The organism is Halogeometricum borinquense DSM 11551 (assembly GCF_000172995.2).
Taxonomy (GTDB): Archaea; Halobacteriota; Halobacteria; order Halobacteriales; family Haloferacaceae; genus Halogeometricum; species Halogeometricum borinquense.
The window spans coordinates 1,255,251-1,270,419 of record NC_014729.1 but is presented as its reverse complement, the minus strand read 5'-3'; the positions used below and the strand labels follow the sequence as shown (position 1 = coordinate 1,270,419).

At 55.6% G+C, this 15,169-nt stretch carries 13 protein-coding genes; 6 read left to right on the top strand and 7 right to left on the bottom strand.

Translation table 11 applies throughout. From position 1 onward, the window contains the following. The first annotated feature begins 112 nt into the window (after positions 1–112). Complete coding sequence (locus HBOR_RS06545) at positions 113–691, top strand: DUF7344 domain-containing protein (RefSeq protein ID WP_006054168.1); 579 nt, start codon at positions 113–115, stop codon at positions 689–691. Between the two features lie 19 nt (positions 692–710). Here HBOR_RS06545 and HBOR_RS06540 read toward each other — a convergent pair whose 3' ends face one another. From HBOR_RS06540 to HBOR_RS06530, 3 genes are all read right to left on the bottom strand, one after another. After that, positions 711–1,136, bottom strand: a complete 426-nt coding sequence (locus HBOR_RS06540; RefSeq protein WP_006054167.1) for a disulfide bond formation protein B — start codon at positions 1,134–1,136, stop codon at positions 711–713. A 72-nt stretch (positions 1,137–1,208) separates the two neighbouring features. Continuing rightward, positions 1,209–1,802 (bottom strand): DUF7344 domain-containing protein, encoded by a 594-nt coding sequence (locus HBOR_RS06535; RefSeq protein WP_006054166.1) that lies wholly within the window; start codon positions 1,800–1,802, stop codon positions 1,209–1,211. Positions 1,803–2,080: 278 nt separating this feature from the next. Beyond that, positions 2,081–4,030 (bottom strand): serine hydrolase domain-containing protein, encoded by a 1,950-nt coding sequence (locus HBOR_RS06530; RefSeq protein WP_006054165.1) that lies wholly within the window; start codon positions 4,028–4,030, stop codon positions 2,081–2,083. Positions 4,031–4,699: 669 nt separating this feature from the next. Here HBOR_RS06530 and HBOR_RS06520 point away from each other — a divergent pair. Next, positions 4,700–6,091 carry an ATP-binding protein gene (locus HBOR_RS06520; protein ID WP_006054163.1) on the top strand — a complete coding sequence of 464 codons (1,392 nt, stop codon included), beginning with the start codon at positions 4,700–4,702 and terminating at the stop codon, positions 6,089–6,091. Positions 6,092–6,359: 268 nt separating this feature from the next. On the opposite strand, the gene HBOR_RS06515 is transcribed toward HBOR_RS06520, so the two are convergent. From HBOR_RS06515 to HBOR_RS06505, 3 genes are all read right to left on the bottom strand, one after another. Beyond that, positions 6,360–6,698, bottom strand: coding sequence for a hypothetical protein (locus tag HBOR_RS06515; RefSeq protein ID WP_006054162.1), 339 nt, complete (start codon positions 6,696–6,698; stop codon positions 6,360–6,362). A 220-nt stretch (positions 6,699–6,918) separates the two neighbouring features. Beyond that, positions 6,919–7,995 carry a DUF4238 domain-containing protein gene (locus HBOR_RS06510; protein ID WP_006054161.1) on the bottom strand — a complete coding sequence of 359 codons (1,077 nt, stop codon included), beginning with the start codon at positions 7,993–7,995 and terminating at the stop codon, positions 6,919–6,921. A 120-nt stretch (positions 7,996–8,115) separates the two neighbouring features. Further along, positions 8,116–9,303: a site-specific integrase gene (locus tag HBOR_RS06505; RefSeq protein WP_006054160.1), complete on the bottom strand. Its 1,188-nt coding sequence runs from the start codon at positions 9,301–9,303 to the stop codon at positions 8,116–8,118. Between the two features lie 116 nt (positions 9,304–9,419). Here HBOR_RS06505 and HBOR_RS06500 point away from each other — a divergent pair, with 116 nt between their 5' ends. Genes HBOR_RS06500 through HBOR_RS06490 form a run of 3 tightly spaced genes read left to right on the top strand, consistent with a single transcriptional unit; the run spans position 9,420 to position 11,664 of the window. Beyond that, positions 9,420–9,890: a CRISPR-associated ring nuclease gene (locus HBOR_RS06500; protein ID WP_241432308.1), complete on the top strand. Its 471-nt coding sequence runs from the start codon at positions 9,420–9,422 to the stop codon at positions 9,888–9,890. Continuing rightward, entirely contained in the window at positions 9,890–10,927 is a 1,038-nt protein-coding gene (locus HBOR_RS06495) for a hypothetical protein (RefSeq protein WP_006054157.1), read from the top strand. Before HBOR_RS06500 ends, HBOR_RS06495 begins: the two co-directional genes overlap by 1 nt. 2 nt (positions 10,928–10,929) lie before the next feature. Continuing rightward, entirely contained in the window at positions 10,930–11,664 is a 735-nt protein-coding gene (locus HBOR_RS06490) for a hypothetical protein (RefSeq protein ID WP_006054156.1), read from the top strand. Between the two features lie 3 nt (positions 11,665–11,667). On the opposite strand, the gene HBOR_RS06485 is transcribed toward HBOR_RS06490, so the two are convergent. Then, the gene (locus HBOR_RS06485) at positions 11,668–11,892 is read right to left on the bottom strand and encodes a hypothetical protein (protein WP_006054155.1); all 225 of its coding nucleotides are present in this window, start codon (positions 11,890–11,892) and stop codon (positions 11,668–11,670) included. A 742-nt stretch (positions 11,893–12,634) separates the two neighbouring features. Between HBOR_RS06485 and HBOR_RS06475 the strand changes: the two genes are divergently transcribed. Further along, positions 12,635–14,407, top strand: a complete 1,773-nt coding sequence (locus tag HBOR_RS06475; RefSeq protein ID WP_006054153.1) for a hypothetical protein — start codon at positions 12,635–12,637, stop codon at positions 14,405–14,407. The last annotated feature ends 762 nt before the right edge of the window (positions 14,408–15,169 follow it).

The window sequence follows — 15,169 nt, the reverse complement described above, 5'->3', positions numbered from 1 at the left end:
CAACCTCCTGTTTCTCGTTAAATTCTTTTTTCAATTACAGTTCTGAATACAGACACATTGATGTAGCTTCGCGCGAAACTGTGACTGTATGTCTAGGGGAGGGGCCGGGTCGGTGGGAACGACCCGGGACGGGGCGAGTGGACTTGACCAATCGGACATTCACGACGTCCTTCGAAACGACAGACGCCGTCTCGTTCTCGAACGATTGCGTTCTTCGGAGGGGGCAGAGGCGGTCGCCGACTTGGCCGAGCACATCGGAAGCGTCGAGTCCGGCGAGTCGCCGCCGCCGCGGAACGTTCGTCAGAGCGTCTACGTCTCGTTACACCAGACGCATCTGCCGAAACTCGACGAACTCGGTATCGTAACGTACGACAGCGACGACAAGACTGTCGCACTTGCGGACGCCGCCGACGAAGTTGCCGTCTACATGGAAGTCGTACCGAAGTACGGGCTCTCGTGGGCCGAGTACTACCTCGGTCTCGGACTGCTCGGACTGCTGTCTCTCGTCGGATCCGGTATCGGCGTCCCGGTGTTAGCACGACTAGACGGAGCGCTCGTCGGCGGTGCGTTCTCGCTTCTCGTCGTTGTCTCCGCGATCTATCAACTGGTTGATCAGCGGAGTTCTCTCTTTCACCGACTCCGCAGCGACGCCTCTGGGACTGAGATGACGGCCACGGACGATGGCGACTGACTGCGTCGAGGGGAACTGACTAGTCCCACGGATCGTCCTGCGAGACGAGGCAGACGCCTGCGACGAGGACGGTCACGAGGAAGAACGCGATAAGAGCCAGTCGAGGAATCGTCAACAAGCCGCCGAGCATCGGGTACTGGATAGCCGAACACCCGCCGCCGAGCGTACACGTTCCGGCGGACGGTGCGATTTGGACGTAGACGTGGTACGCTGAGACGGCCATACCGACGACAGAGAGCGGGAGTGCCGTCCGGTAGACTCCCGGCCGGTCCTCAATCGTGGCGACAGCGAGGACGACGACGAGCGGATACATGAGGATGCGTTGGTACCAGCAGAGTTCGCACGGAACGAGACCAAGGCTAAGACTGAAGAACAGACTTCCGACAGTGGCGACGACGGCGACGAGCGTCGAAACTGCGAGAACTCCGCGTGTCGAAGACACCATGTTCGCACGCCGTGTGCCGACGGCTTGAACGTGTCGGCGCGGCTCAGAACCCCGTCAGTCTTCTCAGTCCTGTCAGTTCCACCAACCGACGGCCGCTAAGAGTGTCGAGAGGCTGGATTCGTCCCCTTCGACGGCAACGTACTCAGTGTAGACGTGGAGCGCTGCGGAGACGGCGAATCCGATGGCGATGAGGCCGGCATAGCCGAGATCGGGAACGAGCGAAAATGGAAATAGTCCAGTCCACGCCAGCGCGACGACGAGCATCGACAGGCCCGACAGACCGAGGTAGTACACAGACCACGAACTGACGTGACGTTCAGTCGTACTATCGAGAAATGAGCCGAGTTCGGTCGCCAGCGGCGTTAACGAGATATTTCCTCTATCTCGGTCGTAGACGATAACACCCACATCGTCGAGTTTCGGCAGATGTGTCTGATGTAGCGACGTGTAGACGCGTTTCCGTTGCTTGTACGTTAGCTCCTCCCGCTCGATTCCGTTCTCCATTGCAGCGACTTCTCTGGATAACTCTCGAACGGACACTTCCTCTGCGGTCTCCCGCAGGTAGTTGAGTACCAACCGCCGCCGTCGGTTGCTCAACATCGAGTAGATGTCGTCTTTCGACAGGCTCTCTGCTTCTTTGTCTGCAAACACGCGTTGTGCGCTCACCTCATTGACCCTCCCCACCGACTACGTCCACATATTCTGCCAGGTGGTATAAACAATCCCCTCGATTCGGACAACCTGATCAGAGGGGCAGGAACCCATCGCGGGCGACCCATATTTTAAGATGTGTTTGAATGAGTAAAGCACTACTGGCACCGAAATGGATGCTCCGACGGTCGCTGTGTGGTTCGCCCGTTTAACCCCCGTCACAACGGCGTTGCTGAAGGGTTTCACACCCAGTGCCACTGGGCCACACACCTGATCCACCTGTTCTGCTCGTATTAGGGTGGTGTCATGAGATTCCAGTACTCGAGGACTGCACACAGCACGACCAGCGACAGCACGACGGCAGTCTCGTGTATTCGACCCGCACCTAGGCCACGTGTTCGCCACGCAGTTACATTCAGAAGGCCCGCCGCCGCAGTCCCGATTGCAGCGACTATGGGCAGTGCGAACAGCACTCTGAACGTGAGCGGTGGCGTTGAGAGGACGCTAAACGGTTGGCTGGCGAAGTGGCCAACGGCGAGTACGAGGAACCCGAACAGAGTCCCCGCAGCACCACCAACGGCGACCCGGCTTGCTAACGCTGGATGCGTACGCCACTGACGGAGTCTTCCGAGAACGGAGCCGTTGCCGGAACCTCTGAACCGACGTATTGCGGCCAGTATCGGCCACCCGACAACGCCGGACAGAAGGACGAGAACCGACGCTGCAGTCGCTGTCATGTGCGTCGTGAGTTTGTCTTGGACTCCGATTCGTCCGTATGCAGTCGCCGGATTCGATCCCACGAACAGGTGTTCGATGCCGTCGTCACTCTCGCCGAAGGCGAGCGTTCGTTGCTCGGAGACGTGCTCGAATACGAGCGGTGCAGTCTCGACCCATCGATTCGTCCGACCGCCGGATTCCGTGACGAGCGCGCCGTCGTCGTCGATGCTGACAGAGATCGTTTGTGCCTGAAGCGTCGTCGTGAGTCGGTCGTGTCCAGTCTTCGAGGTTCGCAGTGACCGATATGTTCCTTCGAGCGCGTCGGCCTTCGTCGGTCTTCCGTCCGGCGTGAGCGACCGTGTCTCCGGGTCGGGGAGCAACGCGTCGAGAAAGCCAGCGGTAACGTCGCTTCGCGCAGCCGCACCACCGCTCCCGTTGTAGGAGACGAAGAGACCGAGTCCACGCTCGGGGACGAGCAGTAGGTCGCTGTGAAACGCAATCGTTGATCCGTTGTGCCACAGCGTCCGAACGTCGCCGTAGTACTTCTCAAGCAAGCCGAACGCCATCCCCGGTAGCTGGTCGTGGTGCGTTGCCCACTGCTCGTGAAGTGAATCGACCGTTTCGGACGCGAGCACTCGCTCACCGTCAACCACACCGTCGTTGAGGTGGATCTGCATGAACCGAGCCATGTCCGCTGCCGTCGTCGACATCGAGCCTGCCGGTCGGAGCCCAACGTACGGGAACTCGCCGTCCGCAAACACGTCACCCGGCGGGTAACCGGTGGCGTGTCTCGATGCAAGTGAGTCCGGGAGCGGTTGCTCGAAACTGCTTGATGACATTCCCGCGGGCGTGAGAAGTTGCGAGTCAATCGCCTCGGTGAACGTGGTGTTCGTCACAGAGGCGAGCACGCCACCGGCAAGCGCCGCACCGTAGTTAGAGTACGATCCAACCTCACCCGGCGGTCGAACGCACGCGGGCTGTGCCGTCTTGAGGTGTGTCGAGAGTGGACGAAGGTTTGTGGGGTCACGAATCCACAGCCCGCGGTTCGACGCCTCGAATCCTGCTCTGTGGGTTGCGAGATGAGCCATGGTGATCGGCTCGTCGTACGGTGTTGACAGTTGGATGTCGTCGAGATAGGTCGATACCGGCGCGTTCGGGTTAATATCGCCACTCGTGACACGTTGCATGATGGCCGTCCAGAGGACAGCTTTCGACACCGAGCCGGCTCTGAACAGCGTTTGCTCGGCGTCAACAGCGGTGTCTGTGTTGCGGTCAGCGACTCCGTATCCCTTCGTGAGAGCGATATCCCCATCGACGACCACAGCGACTGTTGCTCCGGGAACGTCGTGCGCTTCCAGACTCGTCTCGACGAGATCATCGACGAGTGACTCGACGTCCTCTGTAGAAGGTGCCTCCTGTGTGGTCGTCGCACGGGCTGTCGCGGACGAAGCAGGACCGGCTATTGCCGCCGTGGAGGCTGCACCGACGCCGGCAAGAACTTGCCGACGAGAGAGGGAGGGAGACATTGTCGGGTAGTGTTGTGAGAAATACAAATAGCTATGCAGAACAGATGTTCTATCCGATATTTTACATAATCTCACCGTCGTCATCGACTCGCTCACCGAACTGAGCGATTCGCTGGCTGCCTGTAGACAATACCCAGCTCTGTTGAGAAGGCTGATTCGTGGTGGAATCACGAATTCAACTGACACGCAGCGCCGTTGCTCGGACGGTCGTTCAGCAGAGAAATGCTCGGTAGGGGATTATGAACCAATACCAGATGTGCTCGCTCACTCCGTTCGCTGTGCGCGACTGGTTGGGTTCAAATCCATACGCTCCGCTTGCTCTTCGTCACGTTGTTCCGCAGAGAAATGCTCGGTAGGGGATTTGAACCCCTGTCCTCGGCTCGAAAGGCCGCCATTTATCAGCGAACGGCAGGGCACCTCCGAGGGCATCCAAACCCGCTTATCTGCGTTTTTGGCCGCTACTAACAGCTAATATGCAGGACAGGTACTTAAAACACCCAGCGGATTGGCCACTCGCCAAGTCCGATTCGGAGGAATATTCGATTCGGATCACGTCTGTCACGTGGGGCAGCGCTCAGATTACCAAAGCCAGAATATGATACTTTGGAGTATCAAACTTCAGAGTACGATACTGCGAAGTATTATTATCGTCGAGGGAGTGCGGTCAGTATGGTCGAGTTCGTGAACCGAACGGAGGAACTCTCCCGCCTCCACGCACTCTATGAGTCGAGCGATGCCGAGCTCGCGGTGATATTCGGTCGGCGACGACTCGGGAAGACCGCGCTCGTCAAACAATCAATCAAACAGTACGAGGACGCCGTCGTCTACCAGGCGAAGCAGAAGACAACCGCCCTCCAGCTCCGGCAGTTCATCGACGCGGCTGCTGAGTCCTACCCCGGCGTGACGAGAATCCGAGAGGACTGGGAGAACGTTCTCGGGTACCTCGCCGAACAGGATGCTATCGTCGTTCTCGACGAATTCCCGTATCTCGTCGAACAGGACCCGAGTCTCCCGTCCGTGCTGCAGGCCATGTTCGACCACGAACTCGACGATTCGGCTGCGACGTTCGTCCTCGTCGGGTCGTCGATCAGCATGATGGAGGAGGCCGCGCTGCTCGGGAACAGCCCACTGTACGGTCGCTCGTCGCTCAAGCTCGACGTTCGACAGCTCCCCTTCGACGCCGCGATGGACTTCTTCGACGACGCCTACACCGCTGACGAGCAAGTCCTTACCTGGGGCGTGTTCGGCGGCGTCCCGTACTACCTTGAAGAGGTTTCGACCGACGCCACGCTGGCGGAGAACGTTCAGCGGACGATCCTCTCCCGGCACGGCACCCTCCACGACGAACCGGACTACGTCCTCCGGATGGAACTCACCGAACCGACGCGGTACTTCTCCATCTTAGAGGCCATCGCCGGGGGGAGCACCAGTCGAAACGAGATCGCCGGGACGACTGGGATCGACTACAACCAGCTCTCGAAGTATCTCAACCGCTTGTCTCGACTCCGGCTCGTCGATCAGCACGTCCCGATCACCGAGCGGAAAGAGCGGAGCAAGCGCAGTCGGTACCGCATCCGAGACCCGTTCTTCCGCTTCTGGTTCCACTTCGTCTACGGCACCGGCGAGCAGTACGACCAACTCGGTGAGAACGCCTACGACGCGCTCGTCGAACCGGAGTTAGCCGACTTCGTGAGCCGGTCGTTCGAGGATCTGTGCTGTTCGGCGCTCCGCTCGCTGTACCCCAAGCACACGATCACCGAAACTGGCCAGTGGTGGTACGGCGAACACGAGATCGACGTCGTCGGCCTCACGACCAACGAGACGCTGATCGTCGGCGAGTGCAAGTTCCAGCAGTCACCGCTCGGCTACGACGCGTTCTCGAAACTTCAGAGTCACACCGAGGAACTCCGATGGACGCCGACCGACGGCAGCGACCGCGTTGAGGAGTACGCCCTCTTTTCGCGGAGCGGATTCAAAGCCTCAGTCGAGAAAGCGGCTGCAGAAAGGGACGATCTTCGACTGGTCACGGTCGAAGACGTCGTGGATGCATTGAGTTCGTAACCGACGCACTCGTCGGATTCCTCAAATATTCCAGCTGCCGAGATACTACCTCAGCGGATGAACGGGGCAGCAGTCTCCGGCACATTTGACCAGGTTGTCGCACACTACTCGTCGCTCGATGCCATCTGGTGGTTCACTACAGCAGAATTCAAGGAATGTTTCGATAGGAGGGTCACGGAACAAGCGACACGTAGTCCGCACCGGTAGAGGGAGACGATAGGCTATGTCATACGATTCCGCACTACTTCAAGTGTCACTATCTCAGCCATTACAGTGAACCGCGGAGCCTCCGTCTCGCTCGATTCTCCAAGACTTGACGGGCGTAATGGGAATCGTGTCGGTCATCTTCCGCGATCAGTTCAAACACCTGCCGAGAGATCTGCTTCATCACTAACTCTCCGCCTTCAATTTTCCACACAAACGGCTCTTCCGGGTCCAGTCCCTCTCCCCGCAAGACCTCGTCGTCTACTCGTAACGACATCACAAGCTCATCACCGTACTCATAAGCCTGTTCCTGACTCAACACCAAGTTGTCGTAGCAGCCATCACCATTCGGGAGAGGCGTTGCCCACTCCACCGTCCACTCGATTCCTATGCTCGAATCCATACCCAACTAAATTTCACCAATTCCAAAATATATTCGGCCCACACATTCACGTGTGAGAGCCTCTGTACCTCGATGGCGGCGTGATCCTCTTCAGACAATGGACCGAATTTGGGTAACGAACGGTACTCCACATTGGTGCGGAATCTGAATCCGTTTACCTCAGTTTTTGCTCGTATTCGCTAGATCTATTATAGACTGCCGGTCGATCAGTTGTTAGCAATTAGACAAAGTCTCCAAATTGCTCCTCCCAGAATTCTTCTTGTTCCTCAAGAGCACCCTCGACTCTTTCTCGCTGGTATTCGATATTTGATTCTTTTTCGACAAATGGTAATTCAGGACAAAACCGGGGAGCCGATATCTTAGTGTACACACCGATACCTCCCTCCGTCCGAACCGTTCCTCGGTCGTCTCGGTTTGTGTCTGCGAGCTCTCCCAGCTGCTCCCACAGACAATCCATCTCCTCTTGTCGTCCTTCTGTGCCATAGAAGACATTATTGTCACAGTTGACAATCTGTAGCTTATTCAACTCATTAATCACCGCTGTATCATGAATCTCCCGCACCCCTTCCGAACTACATTCGATTTCATAACATTCCGGATCATGAAGTAGGAGATAATGGTGGCTGGTGAGGGGACAGTAAATCTGGAGTCCTCTGCTCTGTAATCCGATTTCCTGTGGATGGCCTTCCCCGAGGAAATAGGGATTATGGCGAACAACAGGGTGGTCACTTGTCACCAGCTCGGTGCCAGTTTTATTCACAAGCAGTGTCCCCCAAAGATCTGCTAGAAGTGGTGCGCAATGTAGCTGGTAGAGCATCGGGAGCAGTTGCGGACTCTGTTCATGCTCTAACCATACGTTCCCCTCTCTAACCTCTTCCAGAAGTTCCGGATCTAGCTCTCCAGCTTCAATACCCGCTCTGACAAACGTCTCAAACATTACCTCACCATCCTGTTCGATCTCCTCTTTCGAGAGAGCAGTACGTGCCTCCTGAAACGTCAGAAATTGAAGCACTCGGAGCCAATCGGGTTTCAATTCCTTCTCTGTCTGGAATTTGGACACTGACTGAATTGCGAGCAGTTCTCCCAGCCCCTTTGACAGTGCACTTTCAATCGATCCGATTTCCTTCTCAACGTCTGTCTCGTCACTATAAAAATAGTCGCGGGCACAAACCCTCGATATCGGCTCTGTAAATTCTCTGTTCGCCTGCATATTGTACAGCCAGATCTTCTGACCATCATCAGAGAAATTCCTCAGGTAGAAGCGGGGCACATAATGTTGGTTCTTGTACTCAACCATATGCTGGTAGCCATCACAACCGGTTCACAAAAATCCGTCCGCTACCAACTGGTGCCAGTATCTCAAAAATGGATCTCGCTCTCAGAACAACTCAGGATAATTGAAGCGAGTAATTATGTGTCACTGCATCTTCCCCTCATCGACATTGATACGAGTGCAGTTCGGGATATGGTCGGAGTAGTCCGATATCGATGAGCCACACCATTCGCAGGTCTGTTCTCGCTGGATTGCTGTTTCCTTGTCTATCGCCTGTCGGCAGTGGATGCAGCGGTCCATCTCTCGGGGTGTCTGTTGGTGACATCGAGGACATTCGACCGGCGCAGTAGCGTCGGGTTCTTCGTCCTCGTCGATCTCTAAGCCGTGGACACGAGCGACTTCCCGGCCGGTATCGTCTGCGAACACTGAGACGTATCGGGAGGCGACGTCGCTTCCGCGAGTCCACCCGTGGTGATCTTCGATGTGTGCCTGATTCAGTCCGCGTGAGGCTAAATGAGACGCGCTGGATTTGCGGAGGTTCGTGAACGTCACTGGTTTGTTCACTCCAGCTCGGTCGGCAGCGTCTTTCACAGCTGTCCGAAGCGCGTTATAACTGGGAGCCTCCGGTTCGGTCAGTTTACTCCAGAGCGGTGCCTCAGCGTCGGTGCTCGGATGGGCGGCAAGCCATCGTTGGAGAAACGGGACGCTTGGAATGAGTGGAACTGTTCGCTGCCCCATCTTCCCCTGAACGGTGATTTGGTAGCCGTGTTCGTAGTCGGTGATGTCTCCGACAGTAAGAGCGCGTAGCTCACCGGAGCGCGCACCAGCGTCCCATCCAACCGCGATGAGAGCCGCATCACGAGGGTTGCGGGTCGCTTGGATTAGTGGAAGGACGTCCTCTTTCCACTGAAGCATATTGCTGGGTTCCGGAGCCGGGTCGTACGTACTCGGAGTGTTCGACGGGATCCACTCCATTGATCCCGGTGGACCGTCTCCGTTTTCGTCCGTGGCTCGTCGCCCGAATTGCTTCAACGCGACTCGATAATCACGATTGGTCTCAGCGTTGTCGTACGTACGATGAATCCAACGGACGATCTTCTTTGCAGCATCCTCACTCTCAAGCGCTTCTACCGGACTACCACCGTGCTCGGCCATTCTCACATTGTGTCGCAGGAGTTTGAGATGCCGCTGGTCCCCGACTTGACTGGGTATGAGGAAGAGTTCGTTACTGAACTCCAAGAGAGCCTCCTGATTGGCTTTATCCAGCTCACGTTTGCCGTTTCGGATCTTCTCACGAAGCGTTTCGATTTGCTCGTCAGCGTTCTTCGTCATGAACGAACCATGAGGGACTCAAAGGAGCCTGCGGGCGAATCTTCTGAAATCCGTATGTGGCGGTCGAGATTCAGTCACGCGAACACTATTGATAGTGGAGTAATTCTTGTGAACTAATGGCTCGGATCTGGGTGACCAACGGTACTCCTACTATGCCCGGTATTCTGAATCCGGTGACCGCGGCTTGTGACCAAGGGTACGTCCCGGATGAGATCTGGGTGCTGTCGAATCCCGGTGTCGCTGAGTACGTCGCTAAAGCCACCGACCGGTTCGAAGTAATCGTTGATGCCTATGGTGGCGACGCTGATGTCTCTGTTCACGACTTAGACGACGAGACTGATTTCCCCGACATCATCGAGTTCTACCGATCTACTATCGAAGCCGCTCGGGAGACCGGGGACACGATTGCTGTTGATGTTACTCCTGGTCGGAAATTCATGTCTGCCATCGCGTTCCAGGCAGGATTCAAATTCGACGCTGACCACGTCTTCTATTTCCACCGGAAAGCAGGGGGCTACTACGGGCAGTTTTACGCCGAAATCCCGCGCACTGCCACTGACCTAATCGATTTCAAGGAGGTGCTGTAATGCAGATTGAACGCCAACGGCTGATGGTCCTCCTCAACGCCCTCTACGACCAGGGTGTCGAATCAATCTCCGTCAAACACCCCTGCGAGGACATCGGCGAACTCGTCCAGATAAACCTGGAAGACGATGGGCAAGCGACAGTTCAGTTCACACAGGGCACGATGACGTACCAAGACAACCGTGAAACGATTCCTGCAAAACACGGTGAAGCTGCCTACAACGACCTTCCAGACGCCGAGACGTACACCCGGACGATGGTCGCCAGTGGCCACGTCCCACTCAACAATCACGACTCCGTCGAGGAATTCACTCAACGCTATGGGTACGCCGATCTCGAATCCGGCCAGGACCCTGTTGTCGTCGGATTGGACGCGAACATCATTGCTTGGCGTCTTCCTGAGGTCCTTGGAATCGACAGTGAGACGGGAGGCACCGATGAGCGTGATCGACGACCGACCAACGGATACGCACTCGCAACCGGTGTCAAAGAAGAATTAGACTGGCACTTCAAGCAGTACAACACTCACGAGTTAACACAGGCCTTCGGGGAGGAATTCGCTCGCCTAGAAAACCAGCCAGCCGGCGCGAACCGAGAAGGATTCCTCGGTCTGTACGAATACCGCCGCCTCCGGACCAACCGGACCGTCGATATCGTTGAGTGTGACACTGGAGACGAAGCCATCATCGAGGCGTACAACGAGTTCAATCAGAACAGTCGGAAGCAAGCCATACTCTTCAGCAACGATTACGGGTTCGTCGACAGGAGCCTCGACGCTGGCGTTCCAGCACAACACGTTGATTACCCGGTGGACGTCCCACGGAAAGTCACGGGCTCGTGGACGCAAGCAGCTGAATTACTGTACTACCTTGCGGTCCTGTTCGGCGTCGTTCAACTCCCGAAAGTGACTGTCTACGGAGTTTGGAACGGGAAGCATGGTCGCCACTGGCAACACGAACAGGTCGATCTCGACTGCCGGAGCCCCAAAATCGAACCTCACTTGCAGCGGGACCTGACCATCCTCGACGCAACGAACTGAGTATGCCAGAAGCGTTGATCAAGGGTGAAACTCACCTCTCGAAGAAAGACAAACAGGCTCTACTGGACCTGGACCTGTCAGAGTATGACGCCGTCTTTCGTGAGGGTCATGACAAGGACTACTTCCAGCGAGATATCGACTCTCTCTACGCACTGTTTGCCATCGGGCACGTTGTCTATGGCGCGACGTACAGCCGGCTGTACCGCTCCAGCGACGAGTTCAAACAACAAGCGAAGGAGCAGGGGCTCCCAGTCCACGACCGGATCGACGCGGCTGTCTACGAAACCTACGAAATGGTGCCACGGTGGCAACGTGGCGGACTCTTCCTCCTCTCACCACTGTTCGCTGGACTCATGCTGGGCTTGGTCGCACAGCCTGCCGAGTGGATACTGATCCGAGTAGCCCCTGAGCTACTCCGAGAACTGGTTTTCGCCGGTGTGGTCCTCACACTCCTGTGTTTCGGGTTTGTATGGGCACTCTCGTACTTCCTCCTTATCGAGGGCCGAGCGATGTATGACCGAGACGTGGCGATGGCGCGAGAAATCGTGCAGATCACAGAAGCAAAAGAGTATGACTCGGTTCTCATCTCGTGCGGAGGAAATCACCGACCTGGAATTGCGTCGTACCTGCGCGATGAAGGATGGGAAGTGACAGAAGAGCCCACTGACAATCTCCTCGGTAACCTACTGAATCTCTTGTCGATCAAACGTCTCCGTCGGAAGTGGACAGAGCGGTGAGTCTCACTCGTCAGGATCGACGTGATCCAGCAGTAGGAATCCGTCCTCAACACGAAGCAGCACTTCATCTGTCTCTTCTGGATCGATTCCTTGCTGCTCAAGCTCTTCCGCGGTCAGGAAGACAGGAACTCCGACGGCACCTCGTTCATCGGTACGATTGACCTTCGCTCGCCGCAGCTCATCGACGCTCTTTGAGTCATCGATGAACGTATCGATATGACGCGTCATCTGGAGACACCTGCGGAGAGGAAGTTGCTCGCCTCTGTTTCTTTACGATTGTTCAGCTTCATGGTTATCATCCTGCAATCCAGGGTAATCTGTATTCACTTTAAAAACCTCGTGCTGAATTACTCAGCTAAGATAGACTGGTTCGCCAAAGTCTACGAATTCGGGGATATTCAGGACTCTAAGGCAGAATTGGCTTTTTCTGAAGTCTCTTGAGGTCAGGCACCTCAATTGCCTGCTCAGAGCTGACGACAACAGGCCCTCATCAATGAAAGATTTGGAATCAACATACGGCGCGGGTATTAACATCAAAGCGGATTATTTCAATCAAGGTTCGGTCACCACGACAAGCTGTTCCACCAGACGCAGTCTCACGACCTGTTCAATGATTTCTTCGTAAAGCCTGAACGGTGATGCCTCTTCGGCTGGTCACGCACCCGGCCATTTCGCCTGAGTAATGACCCATACGCGATCTTGCCTTCCCGTACAGCAACCGTTTCACGCGTAGTATGGCAGTAATCGGAAAACCATGTTACAGGGACTATTACCACCGATATTCTCCGTCTCAAAAATATTCACCTCGATATGAATAGAGAGTCAATGGTGATACGGAGCTTCTACGTCGGGTTTATCGCCGGTGGCGTGATCAAGCGGACGCAGTCTAGAATTATCGGAGGCGATTGTAGTGGTCCTCCCGACGAGGGTTTATCGGTCGGTGGTTCAGAGAATTAGAATTGTACGCATAATGGCCAGACATCAAGATTCGTTCGCTGATGAAACACCCTATTCGAAGCAGGAACGCGTAGACGAGTTTCAGACGTTTAATCCGGACGCCACAGATGATGTCTCCATTTCGCATCCGAGTGGTGGGCAGCGAGCGATTGAATTCCGGAAACCGCTGCTCGTAGCGATGGCGCAGAAAAACTGGTCGAAGTCCAGTGATGATGCTGATCGCACTGTGGACACCGTTTTCGATGAGGCACTTTGTGATGTAACCGAGCTTGCGCTGCAGACCGCTGGAGTCGCTGTGAGCGAAAGTGAGTTGTTCAAACTGCGCGCGTTACTGATTCGAATTGCCCGTGGTCACAGCTCATTCGAGCAGTTAGCAGAGCACGTCTCGCAGTATTCAACTGCCGAACTCCAACAGTTCGGCCTTTATCCCGCCCGTGGCGGGTCAACGTACCGGAAAGCAGCGAAGCGGTTGAAAGAGACCGACACGTTTGAGGTGCTTCGTGAGGCGTGTTTCATCGCAGTTCACGCGTTGTTCCGGAACGGCGTCCCGATCCCAGAAGCAGTCAGAGAGCGGTACGAATTGTCCTACGACGCGGGACCCGCGGCAGCTGATTTCTCGCCCGTAACAAGGGGGTTAGCGCTGTACAATCTCGTTGAGGAGTTGTTACAGAAGGTCGTTGAGAATCTGAGCTTCCAGCGGAGTTCGAATAAATCGCGGACACTCAGAAGTCTCGTCGGTGTGTTCGCGTACGCTGCCCGACACGGAGAAAGTATCGAGAACTACGGCCAGACGGCGCAGCATGCCTTCGATCTCACCGACGCGTTCGCTGGATCGACGCTCCGCAGGCATATTGACGAGTTGAGACTGTGGCGGATCGACGAAATGTTCGATGAGGTCAACCAGGCGCTGTTAAAATACGTCATCAAGTCTGGGGTGGTGTCTGACCCGGTGATGATCTCGTATGACCTCACTGACGTGCAGAGTCTCGGCTTGAACGTGTATGACGAGTTCTTCCTTACCGCAGATGGTCGATGGCGATTTGCCTCACTCTCATTCACCGACCCGGATCTCGAATTTGCCTTTGGCTTGCGGTTACTCAAGTCTGAATCTCAGCGCGCCCGCGTGTTGGAGAACTTCCTTCGAACCCTGACCTCGATGGTAGATGTGAAACTCTTCATGGCTGACCGCGGTTTCGATGGCCGAGAGGACATCGAAGTTTGTCGAGAATTCGTACCGGGGAAGTGGGTGATTTGCGCACAAGACGATAGTAACCCAGTTGGTCAGAACTCTGATTACAGACGTCTCCGTGCAGAACTGGAACCGGGCAGCACGGCAGTTCGACCGAGTGCCGGGTACGGCAACCTGAACCCGCCCGTCAAACTGCTAGGGTACTCAGGGGACAACAGCCAAGCGGACACCCCAGATCCGATTCGAGCGTTCTACTCGGACATGTCATTGCCTGGCGACCCTGACGCGCGCGAGTCGTTGATCACGCTCATCAATTGGCAGTACAATCAACGCGCGAAAATCGAGTCGATGTTCAGAATGGCGAAAAACGAGTTCGATGTCGCAACAGACACGGACAAACCACCGCGGAAAAGCTTCTACTTCCACATGTCCGTACTCTTCTACAATCTCTATAAAATCGTGAATACCGTCCCGTCACCGAGACTCGGGCTCGAACTCGATACGAATCAAAAGGAGCTGCTGGAGGTTCTTCATAATCTCGCACTTGAGGGTCCCGCGTCGCCCGACGCTCTCGCCTATCACCGTGAGCACAACTGATGCCAATACATACAGCCTACACCACCCTTCGGCAACTCACCCGCCTCATATTCGCCGTCAGAAAAGACGGGGAATGCCGGATTGATGTTTCCCCAGATTCGATCAGACTCCGTGCCTGCTCAGAAGACCGCACCACATATCTAGATCACTCCGTACCAACCTCTGCTCCAGAACTCTCCATTGACGACGTCACCGGTTCCTACTGGGTGCGTATTGGACACGTCAAGCAATTCTTGTCTGCCACTCCCAACACGGACATCACTATCCGACTCCCCCCTGAGACAGAAAACTCAACCCTCACTTTGCAGTCATCTGGCCTAACCTATCGACATATAACATTCGACGAATCCACCGCTCACCGTCTGCCTGATGTTCCCGATGCAGATTCAGTAACGGAGTTTTCCCTTCCGAACGGTGTCCTTGACCGTGCAGTTGATGTCACGGGTCTCATCGAGTCTAAGCAACTACAGATACAATTCGACCACAGCACTCACCACATTCAATTCTCTGGAAAGAACGGTGGTCAAGACTCGTTCCAATACTCATACCCAGCCGAAGAGATTCTCAGCACCCACCCATCTAGCCACGACTTCTCAACCTCAATCAAACGGTTACGGGACATCACACCAATTCTCCCGCCAACACACACTATCTCGTTAGAACTATCCTCTCACCACCTCACGTACGGTGTTGAATACCCTGTTCCCGGTGCTGATTTGACAGTGTACCTCGCCAAATATCACGATAAGATTGACGGGTGAA